Consider the following 13,697-nt stretch of genomic DNA (forward strand, 5'->3'; position numbering starts at 1 on the left):
ATCTTGGGTGAAGTCGCACAATCTCACCCTTGGCTTTGAGATCGGTGCCCGTAAAGTGCCCTCATGACCTTGCTGAGTGTGAATGTGGGCCGCGCCCAGGCCGCGGACTACACCGAAGCCGCCTCCGGACTGACCGCCATCGACAAGCGGCCGGTCGACGGGCCGGTACGGATCGAGGCCCCCGGCGCGCCCGGGGTCGGGAAGAGCGGGCTGGCCGGGGACACGGTCTGCGACCTGCGCTTCCACGGCGGCGACGACCGCGCCGCGTACGCCTTCGCCCGCGAGGACCTGGACCTGTGGGAGCGGGAGCTCGACCGTGAGCTCGCCAACGGCTCCTTCGGCGAGAACCTCACCACCCGCGGCCTCGACGTGAACGGGGCCCTGATCGGCGAGCGGTGGCGGATCGGCGAGGAGGTCGTCCTGGAGGTCACCGGCGGCCGCATCCCCTGCCGTACGTTCGCGGGCTTCCTGGAGGAGAAGGGCTGGGTCCGCCGGTTCACCGGGTCCGAGGCCGGACCCGGCGCGCTGCTGCGGGTGATCGTGCCGGGCGAGATCCGCGCGGGCGACCCGATCACCGTCGTCCACCGGCCCGACCACGACATCACCGTCGCGCTGCTCCACCGCGCCGCGACCGTCGAACGGGCCCTGCTGCCCCGCACCTTGGCCGCCGCCGAGTGGATGGAGTCGGGACTCCTCGCGCTCGCACGCCAGTACGCGGAGAAGTACGCCCGCGCGTAGTCGCCCGTGGACGGACGGTGGCGGACCGGTGGCGGAGGAGGACGCCCGGGCGGAAGGCGCCGGTCGGGGCACTACCGTGCCCGTATGACGACTGCACTGATTACGGGCGCCACCGCGGGCATCGGGGCCGCCTTCGCACGGAGGCTGGCCGCCGACGGTCACGATGTCGTGCTCGTGGCCCGGGACGTGAAACGGCTCCGGGAGCAGGCGACCGAGCTGCACGACCGGCACGGCATCGAGGCCGAGGTGCTCGCGGCGGACCTCGCCGAGGAGAAGGGCATCGCCGCCGTCGAGGCCCGGCTCTCGGACCGCAAGCAGCCGGTGGACATGCTCGTGAACAACGCCGGCTTCGGCAACAAGGGCCGCTTCCTCGACGTCCCCATGGCCGACGAGCTGAAGATGCTCACGGTGCACTGCGAGGCGGTGCTGCGGCTGACCTCGGCCGCCTCCGCGTCGATGAGGGAGCGCCGCCGGGGCGCCGTGGTGAACGTCGCCTCGGTCGCGGCCTTCCTGCCCCGGGGCACGTACGGGGCGTCCAAGGCCTGGGTCGTGCAGTTCACCCAGGGCGCGGCGCGGGATCTGGCGGGCAGCGGGGTCCGGCTGATGGCGCTCTGCCCCGGCTTCGTGCGGACCGAGTTCCACGAGCGGGCCGGGATGGGGACGGACAACATCCCCGGCTGGATGTGGCTCGACGCGGACAAACTGGTGACGGCGGCCCTCGCGGACCTGGAGCGGGGCAGGACGCTGTCGATCCCCGACCCCCGCTACAAGGCCCTCATGGGTGTGGTGAAGCTGGCGCCGCGCGGTCTGCTCGGCGGGGTGTCCTCCAGGGCGGGGCGCAAGTACGGGCCGAAGTGACGGCCCTTCGCACGGTCCGTCGCACCGCCCCGCGCACCCCTCTTCACGACGACCTTCACGACGGCCTTCACGACGTCCGTCACGACGGCCTTCACACGCGCTCGACCAGGGCGGCGAGGTCGAGTCCGGCAGTGGTGCCGTTCCGCCAGGTCACGTGCAGGGCGTGGCCGACGACCCGGACGTCCCCGAGCGCGGCGACGGGGACCGGGGCGGGTTCGGCGGTGAGCGAGGCGAGGGCGACGAAGAGCGCGGCCGGCCCGCTCGTGACGCCGTGCAGGGTGAGGGTGCGGCTGCCCGGCCCCTGAAGGGTCTCCCCGGTGGGGAGTTCGTCCGCCTCGCGGTCCGCCGGATAGCCGTGGACCGGGTGGAGCTGGGCGTGCGGCCCCTGGGGAGTGGTGGCCCAGCCGGTCTGCCGTACGGGGGTCCCTTCCGGGGCGCCGAGGACGAGGTGGGCGCGGACCTCGGCGCGGCCGTGGACGAGGGTGGCGGAGAGGACCCGGACGCCGGGGTACGGGGTGTGCCGGGAGGCGGCCCAGCCGGGGCCGGTGCCGGCGGGGGTGGCGGCGCCCCGGGTGGTGGGCCTCCCGTCCCGCGTGAGCAGCGCGAAGTGGTTGTCGGCGGGAGCCGGTCCGGTGGTGGGTCCCGTCCGGGTCGCGTAGGCGTGGCGGGCGTAGCCGGGATCGTCCTCGCCCTGATCGGCGCTGTGGACGTGGTTGCTGCCGTGGTTGTGGAGGCGTACGAGCCCGTCGGCGGCGGTGGTCTGGACGAGCAGCCCGGTCGGGCCGAAGAGGCGGACGGTGTCGGCGCGTTCGGCGGGCAGGGGTTCCTCGGGGTCGGTCCAGACGGGGTGGTCCGCGGGCAGGAGGAGGCCGAGGAAACCCTTGGACGCCCAGTAGGGGGAGCCGGGGCCGGAGTACTCCTGGACGAAGGGCGGGTACGGGCCGTGCCAGCCGAGGGTGAGGAGCCCGTCCGGGTCGGTGGCGCCGCGGTCGAGGAAGTACCGCACCGTCCCCGAGGCGAGGCGGCGGGTGGCGCCGGGGGTGAGCGGGGTGTGCCCGGTGAGGGTGCCGAGCCAGGGCGCGGCGGCGGCGGCGAAGCGGTAGATCAGGGAGCGCCCGTACGGGAGGGGCGCTCCGGACGCGTCGAAGAGGTGGACGTAGTCGTCGAGGTGGGCGCGGAGGCGGGGCCCGTACCGGTCGAGGAGCTCCCGGTCGCCGGCGAGGTGGGCGTGGAGGACGGGGTAGAGGTGCAGGGCCCAGGCGTTGTAGTGGTCGAAGGCGCGGTTGTCGCCGTCGCTGTACCAGCCGTCGCCGAGGTACCACTCCTCCACGCGGGCGAGGGAACGGTCGATCGTGGCGGCGGCCCGGTCGGTCTCGGCGCCGGCGTCCTGGAGGAAGCCGGCGACGGTGAGGCCGAAGAGCCACCAGTTGTTGTCGACGGGGGACGGTCCGAGGGCGGGGCGGAGCCAGTCGACGACCTGGGCGCGGGTGCGGTCGTCGAGCCGGTCCCAGAGCCAGGGCCGGGTGAGGCGGAGGCCGAGGGCTACGGAGGCGGCCTCGACGATCGCCTGCCGGGTGTCGGTCGTGCGGGGCCAGGAGTCGGGGTCGCCGGTGCCGGGGTCGCCGGTGCCGGGCTTCGCCGTTCCCGCTGCGAGCCCCTCGGCGTACCGGTCGAGGTGGCCGTGCGGGTCCGCCCCCCGGGCGCCCGCGACGCGGAGTGCGGCGAGGAAAAAGGTGCGGGCCCAGCCCTCCAAGCCGTCGGAACGGGCCCCTGACCAGCTGGGCCGGGGTCCGGGCAGGTCGATCAGCCCGTGGCGGGACGAGGCGAACGGCCGTACCGCGAGCAGGAGTCGGTCGGCCGTGGCCTCCCAGTGGGCACGGGTCCAGCCGGTGTACGGGCTGAGCTCACGGTTCTCGGGCGGCGTGGGCATGATGCTCCCTGAGGCTCCCTGCGGTGACGACTGCGTCGCCGGGAATCCTGAACAGGCTCCGATCGAACGTCAAGAGAATCGGAGCGAATGATCGAAATCCTTAGCGTTCGATCATTCGGGGCCGGGATTGAACTAAGGTCGGGGAACCACCACCACCGCGAGGGGGAACTGCGCCGTGCGCGAGAGTGCTGCCGAACGACACGACCGACTGCTGGCCCTGGTGCGCGAGCGCGGCACCGCCCGCGTCGCCGAACTGGCCGAACGGCTCGGGGTCTCCCCCGTCACCGCCCGCCGCGACGTCGAGCTCCTGGCCGGCCGGGGCCTGCTCGACCGGGTCCACGGACAGGTGTCCTGGCCCCGGCGACAGGGCGGCCAGGCCGGCGGACGCCCCGGCGAGGGCCTGGTCATCGGCCTGCTCGCACCCTCCGCCACGTACTACTTCGCCGAGGTCATCCGGGGCGCGCACGAGGCGGCCGCCCGCGCAGGCGCCCGCCTCGTCCTGCGCGTCTCGGACTACCGGCCGGAGGAGGACCGGGCCCGCACCGAGGGACTGCTCGCGGCCGGCGCCGAGGGCGTGCTCGTCGCGCCCGGCTGGCGGGGGCCCGAGGACCGGCTCGCGTACGGCGACTGGCTGGCCGAACTCCCCGTGCCCGCGGTGCTCCTGGAGCGCCGCGCCGAGCCCGGCAGCCCGCTCGACGGCCTCGACCGGGTCGCCTCCGACCACGGCCACGGCGTCCTGCTCGCCCTGCGCCACCTGCTCGCCCTCGGCCACGCGACCCCGCTGCTCGTCGCCCGCCGGGACTCCCCCACCGCGCTCGCGGTACGCACCGGCTACGCCGAGGCGCTGGGGACGCTGGGCCTGACGGAGCCGCGGCCCGTCATCGACTCCGTACCGGCGGAGGCGGACCCGGAGGGGTTCGAGCGGGCGGTGAAGGCGCTGCACGAGGCGGTCGGCTCGGGCCTGGCGAGCGCGGCCCTGGTCCACAACGACGTGGACGCGATCGAGATCGTGCAGCGCCTCGCCGGGCTGGGCGTACGGGTGCCGCAGGACCTGGCCCTGATCGCGTACGACGACGAGGTCGCCGCACTCGCCGACACCCCGCTGACGGCGGTCGCGCCGCCCAAGCGGCAGGTGGGGCGGCACGCCACCGAACTCCTGGTGGAGCGGCTCACCGAGGGTCCCGACGAGGACGCGGCCCGGCGCCATCTGGGACTCCTACCGCGGCTGCGCGTACGGGACTCGTGCGGGGCGCACGCCGCGCCTTCCGACTGACGTCGCGAGGGACGGGCCCCGACTGACGCCGCGCGGGACGCGCCTTCCGACGGTGGTCGGCGGGACGGGGCGTGCGGCCACCGCTCGACCCTTCGCGGGGTGCGCCGCGCGGCCACGGCCCGGCGTTTCGCGGGGGCGGGGCGAACGACCTCCGGTTGATCTTTTTTCGATCAATCAATCTTTCGCTCTTGACTTCGGTCATGAACGGTCACAGGATCACGGCCACAACCTCCCCCGCCGCCCGCCTTCAGGAGTCGTGCCGTGACCCGTAGTTGGAGCAGAACGTCCCGTGTCATAGCCGGCACCGCCACCGCCCTCGCCGTCCTCACGGCCTGCGGCGGCGGCGGTGACGACACCGCGAACAAGCCCGACGGGCCCGTGACCATCACCTTCTGGGGATGGGCCAAGGGCTCCAAGGACGTCGTGGACGCCTTCAACGCCTCCCACACCGACATCCAGGTGAAGTTCGAGGAGATCCCCTCCGGCACCGCCGGCGGCTACGCCAAGATCTCCAACGCCGTGAAGGCCGGCAACGCCCCCGACCTCGTCTCCATCGAGTACTCCTCGCTCCCCGAGTTCGTGAGCTCCGGAGCCCTCCAGGACATCGGCGGCGAGTTCACCGAGGCCGACCGCGCCAAGCTGCTCCCCCAGACCGTCGAACTCACCACCCTCGGCGGCAAGTCCTGGGCCGTCCCCTTCGACGCCGCACCGCAGGCCTTCTTCTACCGCAAGGACCTCTTCGAGAAGTACAAGGTCGAGGTCCCCACCACCTGGGACGCGTTCAGGAAGGCCGCCGAGCAGGTCAGGAAGGCCGACGCCAAGGCCCGTATCGCCACCTTCTTCCCCGACGACCCCACCACCTTCGAGGCCATGGCCTGGCAGGCCGGCGCCCAGTGGTTCAAGGCCGAGAACGACACCTGGAAGATCGACACCACCGACGCCGCCACCACCAAGGTCGCCGGATACTGGCAGGGCCTCCTCGACGCCGGACTCGTCCACAAGAACGCCTCCTTCAGCCCCGAGTGGACCGGCTCCCTCAAGAACGGCACCACCATCGGCTACCTCGGCGCCTCCTGGGGCGCCGGCGTCCTCAAGGGCACCCTGCCCGAGCAGGACGGCAAATGGGCCGTCGCCCCCATGCCCAGCTGGGACGGCAAGCCCGCCAGCGGCATGCTCGGCGGCACCTCCTTCGCCGTGACCAAGGACAGCGGACAGAAGGCGGCGGCCGTCACCTTCGCCGAGTGGATGTCCACCACCGAGGACGGCGTGAAGGCCCGGATCGCCTCCGGCACCTCCTCCGCCTTCCCAGCCGCCACCGCGCTGCGCCCCGTCGCCAAGAAGGCCTTCGACGCGAGCTACTACGGAGGGCAGGACATCTACGCCCTCTTCGAGGCCTCCGGCGCCTCCATCAGCCCGAACTGGGCCTGGGGCCCCACCACCGGCACCACCAACACCACCATCAAGGACCACTTCGGCAAGATCACCCGGGGCGGCCCCGGCATCGCCGACGCCGTCAAGGCCGGTCACGACGCCACCGTCGCCGAACTCACCAAGCGCGGCCTGAAGGTCGAGGGCTGACCGGATGAAGGCCCGCACCCGCGCCGCCACGGTCCTGCTGACCCCCTTCTTCCTGCTGTTCACCCTGGTGATGGTGGTGCCGATCGGATACGCGGTCTGGCTCAGCCTCTTCACCGAGAAGCAGTCCGGACTGGGCTTCGGCGGCACCGAGACCGTCTTCACCGGCCTCGACAACTACACGGCGGCGCTGGGTGACCGGGCCTTCCGCGAGGGCTTCGGCGTCCTGCTCGGATACTGCCTGCTGTACATCCCGCTGCTGCTCGCCGGAGCCCTCGGCCTCGCCCTCCTGCTCGACTCGGCGCTCGCCCGCGCCCGCCGCTTCTTCCAGCTCGCGCTCTTCCTGCCGCACGCCGTCCCCGGCATCATCGCCGCCCTGATCTGGGTCTACCTCTACACGCCCCAGCTCAGCCCGGTCGTCCAGGCCATGGAGGCCGGAGGCATCGGCTTCGACTTCTTCTCCCCCGAAGGCGCCCTGCCCTCCGTCGTCAACATCGCGCTGTGGGAGTGGCTCGGCTACAACATGGTCATCTTCTACGCGGCCCTCCAGGCCATCGACCGCTCCGTCCTCGAAGCGGCCACCGTCGACGGAGCCGGCGCCTGGCGCATCGCCTTCTCCGTCAAGATCCCGCTCGTCAAGGCCTCGCTCGCGATGGTCGGCCTCTTCACGATCATCGGCTCCCTCCAGCTCTTCACCGAGCCGCTGATCCTCAACAAGGGCACCGGCTCCGCCGTCACCTCCACCTGGACGCCGAACATGTACGCCTACACCGCGGCCTTCGACCGCAACGACTACGGACTCGCCGCGGCGGCCTCCGTGCTCCTCGCGCTGACGGCGGCCCTGCTCTCCTTCGCGGTGACCCGGCTGACCGGCCGCCGCAAGGCCGGAACGGCACGCGGGGAGCGGACGGCATGAGCAAGCCCCGTACCGCCCACCGCTGGCTCTCGCAGGCCGCCGTCAACGGCGCCCTCGTCCTCGCCGTCGTCTACATGCTCTTCCCGCTGGTCTGGCTGCTCACCGCCGCCACCAAGGACGCCGGCGGCCTCCTCGCCGGAAACGCCTTCTCCTTCGAGGGCTTCGACCTCGGCGGCAACCTCTCCCGACTCGCCGAGTACAACGACGGCATCTACTTCCACTGGTACCTGAACAGCCTCCTGTACGCCGGAATCGGCGCCCTCGCCTGCTCGTTCGTCAGCGTCGCCGCCGGATACGCCTTCCACGTCTACGACTTCCGGGCCAAGGAGAAGCTCTTCGGCCTCGTCCTGCTGGGCGTGCTCGTCCCCACCACCGCGCTGGCCCTGCCGATGTACCTCCTGGCCAGCGAGGTCGGCGTCGTCAACACCTACTGGGCCGTCCTGATCCCCGTCCTCGTCAATCCCTTCGGCGTCTACCTGTCCCGGGTCTTCTGCGCCGGCTACATCCCCGACGAGGCCCTGGAGGCGGCCCGCATCGACGGAGCCGGCGAACTGCGCGTCTTCTGGTCCATCGGTCTGCGCATGGTCATGCCCGGCTTCGTGACCGTCTTCCTCTTCCAGTTCACCGCCGTCTGGAACAACTTCTTCCTCCCCCTGGTGATGCTGTCGGACCAGAAGCTCTACCCCCTGAGCCTCGGCCTGTACGCGTGGAACAGCAACGCCCACGCCGAACCCGACTTCTACCCCCTCGTCGTCACCGGCTCCCTGCTCGCCGTCGTCCCCCTCGTCGTCGCCTTCGTCTCCCTCCAGCGCCACTGGAAGGCCGGTCTGACCGCCGGCAGCGTCAAGTGAGGAGCACAGGTACAACGATGCACCCGACCACCGACAACCGGCCCGCGCTGCTGCTGGCCATGGGCGAGGGCGTGGCCGACCGCCTCCTCACGGCCGCCCACCGCACCCGCCTCGCGCACCTCACCCGCACGGACCCCCACCTGGTGGCCCACGACCTGACCGCCCCCGGCCCGCGCGTCACCGCGGCCCTCGCGGAGGCCGAGATCCTCCTCACCTGCTGGGGAGCGACCCCGCTGACCGCCGAGATCCTGGACCGCGCACCGCGCCTGAGGGCGGTCGTCCACGCGGCCGGCTCGGTCAAGCACCACATCACCGAGGCCTGCTGGGACCGGGGCCTGCGCGTCACCTCGGCCGCCGCGGCCAACGCGCTGCCGGTCGCCGAGTACACGCTCGCCTCGATCCTCTTCGCCGGAAAGCGGGTCCTCGGCTCGGCCCAGCGGTACGCGGAACTCCGCACCGACCACGCCTGGCTCACCGAGTCCGCCACCTGGGGCAACTACCGCCGCACGGTCGGCATCGTCGGCGCGTCCCGCATCGGCCGCAGGGTGATCGACCTGCTGCGCCCCTTCGACTTCGAGGTCCTGCTGTACGACCCGTACGTGGACGTCCCGCCCCCCGGCGTGGAACTCGTCGGCCTCGACGACCTGTGCGCCCGCAGCACGGTGGTCTCGGTCCACGCCCCCCAGCTCCCGTCCACCTACCGCATGATCGGCGCGCCCCAGCTGGCGGCGATGCCGGACGGGGCGACCCTGATCAACACGTCCCGAGGCTCCCTGATCGACGAACAGGCCCTCCTGCCACACCTCCTGGCGTACCGCCTCCACGCGACCCTGGACGTGACCGACCCGGAACTCCCGCCCCCCGACTCCCCCCTCTACACCCTCCCGAACGTCCTGCTCACCCCACATGTGGCGGGCTCCCTCGGCAACGAACTGCACCGGATGACGGATCAGGCGCTGGACGAGGTGGAGCGGTACGGAAAGGGGGAGCCGTTCACGGAGGAGGTGCGGGCCTCGGACCTCCAGCGCTCGGCGTAGCCGGGTCCCGGGGGCCGGGGCGGCGATCGGGCGCGGGAGCACCCTGGAGGCACGCGCCCGGCTCACCCCAGGGGTGCGGGAGCACCCCGGAGGCGCGCCCCGGACTCACCCCGGGGCGCGGACCCGGAGGCACGCGCCCGGCTCACCCCAGGGGCGCGGACCTGGAGGCGCACGCCTCGAAGACGAGCGGGGCGGTGGCCGGTTCGAGCCGGAGCAGCACCGGGAGCAGGTCCACCAGCCGGTACACACGCAGCAGCCGCGCGAGCAGGACCCGACCGCGCGCCGGCTCGACGACCCGGGCCACCCGCCCCCAGCGGACGGCCGTGCCCGCGTCCACCGACTCGCCGGGGAGTCCCACGCGCCGCACCTCGGCGGCCGCCCTGGCATGCTCCCCGGCGTCCGCGAGAGCCGTGACGAGCGCGAACCACGGATCGCGGTCCGCTCCCCCGTCCCGCGCGGCGAGAGCGCGGACGAAGGCGGTGGCCCGGTCGGGGTCGCCCGCCGCCACGAGGGTGCGCACGATCTCCTCAAGGCGGCCGGAATCCTCCACGGTGCCGGTCCCGGCGCGGTCCAGGGCGTCCGCGAGGAGCGCGTCGACCGCCCCGCCGTCACCGCGGGCGAGAAGGAGGCCCACGGTCGCCGGGACCACCAGGAGGGAATCGCCGCCCCCCTCCCCGACCCGCTCCAGGCAGCGCTCGGCCCGCTCCGCGTCCCCGGCCCGCGCGTGCGCCGCGGCCGCGGCGGCCCACACCCGTGCCCGGTCACGCGCCCGTGAGACACGTCGGGCGTACCCCTCCGCGACGGCTCCGCTGCCCCGGGTCGCCGCCTCCTCCGCCAGGACGACCCACAGGCCCTCCCGGCCCAGCCCGGCCACCCCCTCCACGAGGGCCTCCGCCCGGCCGGACAGGCCCTCCTCGATCAGCTGCCGCACCAGCGCGGTCACGGCCATGTACCGGGTGGTCATCGCGGTGATGCCGCGCAGGAGGGCCTCGGCCCGGTCGTACTCCCCCGCCCGGGCCAGGGCCTCGACCGCGGTGCCGGCCTGGACCTGACGGCCGATCAACGCGGTTCCGTGCGGGTCCGCCAGCGGGCCCACCCGGTCCTCGACGTCCCGCAGCAGAGCGCGGGCCAGGTCGGTGAAGCCCGCCTCGGCCAGCGCCCGCGCCGTGTGGACCACGTCGAGCGTGCCGCCCCTGGACTCCGCCCTGACCCGCTCCTCCACCTCCGCCACGATCTCGGCCGCGGCCGCCGGGGACCCGGGCCCGGCACCGTCCCGCGCGCAGGCGGTCACCACCCCGCGGACGAGTGCGAACCCGCCGTCCCCGTCCGGAACCTCGGGCGCGAGCGCGCGGGCCCGCTCAACCCGGCCGGAACGGGCCAGCGCCTCGACGACGGAGCCCAGCGGATCGCGCGACAGCGTCCGCCAGGGGGCGCCGTCCCGCGCGAGAGCCTCGGCCCGGTCGAACTCCCCCGCCTCCGCCAGCGCCTCCACGACCACGCGCAGGGCACGCTCCCGCGCCCACTCGTCCTCGATGAGCGCGGCCGTCGACTCGACCGCCCCGGGGCCGTGCGTCGCCGCCAGAGCGGCGACGATCCCCACCAGGGCGACCCCGCGCGCCTCCGGGTCCTCGATCGTCTCGGCCAGCGCGTCGGCGGCGTCGATCCGCCCCGCCGCCACGAGGGCGCCGACCACGTCGGCCAGGGCCCGGCCCCGCGCCTGCGCGGTGGTGGGGAGCAGGGCCGCCGCGACGGCCCGCCCGTACTCCCCCGCCTCCGCCAGCGCTTCGGCCACGCCGCCGAGCACGTGCGCCACGCCGACCAGGGAGTCGACCCGGTCCAGGACGGCCGCGGCCCGGTCGTCGCCGGCCCGCAGGAGGACCTCCGCGACGCGGACGAGTGGCAGGACCTCGCCGTCCGGGCCCGCCTCGGCTGCGAGCCGGACGGCCTCCGCGACGTCCCCGCGGGCGGCGTGGGCGGCGGCCGAGACGGCCAGCACGCGGGCCCGGGCCGGTCCGTCCGGCTCGGCGCGGCCGAGGGCGAGGGCCCGCTCGGGCGCACCCGCCGTCCACCACGCCCGGGACACCTCGCAGAGCAGCCCCGCCCTGGCCCACGGGTCCGTCGCCAGGACGGCGGTGTCCGCCGCCCGGTCGAGCAGGCCCACCCGCGCCCAGGCGCGGCTCACCGCGGCCAGTGCCCTGTCCCCCTCGTCGTCGAAGACGTTCCCGCACCGCGCGGCGGCGTCGTGCGCCGCGTCCAGCAGGGTCACGGCCTCGGCCGTCTCCCCGGCGTCGTGGAGTATGAGGGCGACGTCCACCAGGGCCCGTGCCCGCCAGTCCGGGCTCGGGATGCTGCGGGCGAGCCCCTCGGCCCGGCCGTACCTGCCCAGGACCGCCCAGGCCCACGGGAGCGTCGGCGGGATGCGGTCGCTCCTGTCGACGACCTCCTCGCGGGCGATCACCAGACGCACGGTCCGCAGGAGATCCGGCGCGCCCGCGTCGACGAGCGCGGCCTCCGCCGCCTCGATCTCGCCCAGGGCCGCCAGGTCCCCTCCGGTCCGTTCCAGCAGCCGGTCGTGCCGGGCGCCGTCCAGCGCCCACTCCACCGCGCGGTCGAGGGTCCCCGCCGAGCGCAGCATCGGGGCGTAGCCGTGCAGGAGGTAGTCGGGGGACGCGTCGGGCCAGCGGCGCAGCCGCCACTCGTCCGCCCAGGTGTGCAACCGGTCCCGGTGCCGGTCCAGTTCGCGCGGTCCCAGCATCTCGCGTGCGCCCACGACCAGTTCCTCGTGGGCGAGCAGGTAGGCCTCGCCGCGTACCGCGAAGGTCCGGCCCGGCCCCGTCCGCAGCACGTCCCTGACCCGGTAGGGCACTTCGCCGGTCAGCTCCGCGAGGTCGTCCGCCGTCAGACCGCCGCCCGCCGCGGTGAGCAGGGCGAGGACTTCGTACGGAAGGCCGCCCGCCGCCATGAAGTGCTTCAGTTCGCGTTCGGCCTCGGCCCGGATCGCGTGCGCCTGCGGGGACGTGGGCAGGAGGCGGACGGTCGCGGGGTTCCGGAGCGGGTGGTCCTCCGGGACGTCGGCCGGGAGCGGCGGGTTGAGACGGCCGGAGACGATGACGGGCAGATCGAGCGGGAGCAGGCTCACGATGGAGCGGGCGTCGGGTCCCGTGGTCACGCCGCGGTCCTCGTCGAGTCCGTCGACGAGGAGGACGAGCCGTTCGCCGCGTCGCGCGCAGGCCTCGGCCGCCGAGGTGTACAGGCGCAGCAGGTGCGCCTCGCGCGTGGCGGCCGTCAGGAGGGCGGGGAGCCCTTCGCCGGCCAGCTCCGTCAGCTGTTCCAGGACCACGTCCACGTACGCGACGACATCGTTCTGGGCGCCGAGGCGGGCCGTGACGAAGAAGGGGACGACGCGCACCCCGGCGGGCGGGTGGAGCGCGAACCAGGCCATGAGCGCCGTCTTCCCCGCCCAGGCGTCCGCCCGCCACCAGCGGTACCCGTCCCCCGTACGGCAGAAGGCGGCGAGCTCGGCCAACTCGACTTCCCTGCCGATGAGTTCAGGCGGGGCGATGCGCCGGACCTGCTCCCGGTAGGCCGATCGGACCACCGTCCCCGTACCGAATCCGACCTGGTTGCCGTCGCCGATCACGACGACGCCCGCCTCGTTGTCGACCGTGACCGGTCGCTCCCCCCGCGCCTGCGCCATGGGGCCATGCTGCCAGGCGGCCCCGCGCCCGCCACCGGTCCTAGACTGGGAAGATCCCACCTGGGTCGGGAGGCGTCATGACGTTCACGCAGATCATCGACTTCAAGACCAGCCGGGTCGACGACATGAACCGGCTGATGGACCGGTGGATCGAGCAGACCAAGGGGAAGCGGACGGCCACGCACAGCGTCCTCGGCAAGGACCGGGCCGATTCCACGCACCTGGTCGAGATCATCGAGTTCCCGTCGTACGACGTGGCCATGCGGAACTCGCAGCTCCCCGAGACCGACCGGATCTTCCGGGAGATGGTCGCGCTCTGTGACGAGATGCCGACCTTCACCGACCTGGACGTGGTGCGGGACGAGTCGCTCTACAAGACCAACGCCCGTCGGCTCCTGGAGATGATGGCGTCCGAGCCGGAGCTCGCGCTGATGGACGAGGTGCTCGCCGAGGGGTACCACGACCACGATCCGACCAACGAGCAGGACGTCATCGGGATGGACGCGGTCCGGCGCGAGGTGGAGATGTGGCGGCGCGGCTTCGACTTCGCCTTCACCGTCGACGACCAGATCGCCGAGGGCGACCGGGTGTGCACCCGCTGGACCTGGCAGGGCAGCCACACCGGGGACTTCATGGGGCTCCAGCCCTCCGGCATGGAGGTGACGATGACCGGGACGGTCGTCCACCGCTTCCGGGACGACGGGAAGATCGCGGAGGGGTGGTGGCAGTACGACCTGCTGGGGCTGATGGGGCAGCTCGGCGCGGTCGAGGGCTAGGGGGTGTGACCCGGCTTCCCCCGCGACGCGTCGAGGCCCGGTGCCC

At 73.6% G+C, this 13,697-nt stretch carries 10 protein-coding genes; 8 read left to right on the forward strand and 2 right to left on the reverse strand.

Translation table 11 applies throughout. From position 1 onward, the window contains the following. Positions 1–63: 63 nt before the first annotated feature. Together ACRRSS_RS31835 and ACRRSS_RS31840 are read left to right on the forward strand one after the other, a co-directional pair. Positions 64–738: an MOSC domain-containing protein gene (locus ACRRSS_RS31835; RefSeq protein ID WP_435974496.1), complete on the forward strand. Its 675-nt coding sequence runs from the start codon at positions 64–66 to the stop codon at positions 736–738. 84 nt (positions 739–822) lie between these two features. Next, positions 823–1,596 (forward strand): SDR family NAD(P)-dependent oxidoreductase, encoded by a 774-nt coding sequence (locus ACRRSS_RS31840; protein ID WP_435974497.1) that lies wholly within the window; start codon positions 823–825, stop codon positions 1,594–1,596. 91 nt (positions 1,597–1,687) lie between these two features. Here ACRRSS_RS31840 and ACRRSS_RS31845 read toward each other — a convergent pair whose 3' ends face one another. Next, on the reverse strand, positions 1,688–3,526 hold the full coding sequence (locus ACRRSS_RS31845) for a DUF2264 domain-containing protein (protein ID WP_435974498.1): 1,839 nt from the start codon (positions 3,524–3,526) through the stop codon (positions 1,688–1,690). Positions 3,527–3,701: 175 nt separating this feature from the next. On the opposite strand from ACRRSS_RS31845, the gene ACRRSS_RS31850 reads away from it, so the two are divergent. From ACRRSS_RS31850 to ACRRSS_RS31870, 5 genes are all read left to right on the forward strand, one after another. After that, a complete protein-coding gene (locus ACRRSS_RS31850; protein ID WP_435974499.1) occupies positions 3,702–4,799 on the forward strand; it encodes a substrate-binding domain-containing protein in 1,098 nt (365 codons plus the stop codon). 261 nt (positions 4,800–5,060) lie between these two features. Continuing rightward, positions 5,061–6,377 (forward strand): ABC transporter substrate-binding protein, encoded by a 1,317-nt coding sequence (locus ACRRSS_RS31855; protein ID WP_435974500.1) that lies wholly within the window; start codon positions 5,061–5,063, stop codon positions 6,375–6,377. Positions 6,378–6,381: 4 nt separating this feature from the next. Beyond that, positions 6,382–7,290 (forward strand): carbohydrate ABC transporter permease, encoded by a 909-nt coding sequence (locus tag ACRRSS_RS31860; RefSeq protein WP_435974501.1) that lies wholly within the window; start codon positions 6,382–6,384, stop codon positions 7,288–7,290. Then, positions 7,287–8,141, forward strand: a complete 855-nt coding sequence (locus ACRRSS_RS31865) for a carbohydrate ABC transporter permease (protein WP_435974502.1) — start codon at positions 7,287–7,289, stop codon at positions 8,139–8,141. The genes ACRRSS_RS31860 and ACRRSS_RS31865 overlap by 4 nt, the downstream gene beginning before the upstream one ends. A gap of 17 nt (positions 8,142–8,158) precedes the next feature. Next, entirely contained in the window at positions 8,159–9,178 is a 1,020-nt protein-coding gene (locus tag ACRRSS_RS31870) for a hydroxyacid dehydrogenase (protein ID WP_435974503.1), read from the forward strand. Positions 9,179–9,320: 142 nt separating this feature from the next. Here the strand turns inward: ACRRSS_RS31870 and ACRRSS_RS31875 are convergent, their stop codons facing one another. Continuing rightward, positions 9,321–12,875 (reverse strand): hypothetical protein, encoded by a 3,555-nt coding sequence (locus tag ACRRSS_RS31875; RefSeq protein ID WP_435974504.1) that lies wholly within the window; start codon positions 12,873–12,875, stop codon positions 9,321–9,323. Between the two features lie 77 nt (positions 12,876–12,952). Here ACRRSS_RS31875 and ACRRSS_RS31880 point away from each other — a divergent pair, with 77 nt between their 5' ends. Beyond that, on the forward strand, positions 12,953–13,651 hold the full coding sequence (locus ACRRSS_RS31880) for an ester cyclase (protein WP_435974505.1): 699 nt from the start codon (positions 12,953–12,955) through the stop codon (positions 13,649–13,651). Positions 13,652–13,697 lie beyond the last annotated feature (46 nt).

This window comes from Streptomyces sp. Qhu_M48 (assembly GCF_051305195.1).
In the GTDB taxonomy this organism is placed as follows: domain Bacteria; phylum Actinomycetota; class Actinomycetes; order Streptomycetales; family Streptomycetaceae; genus Streptomyces.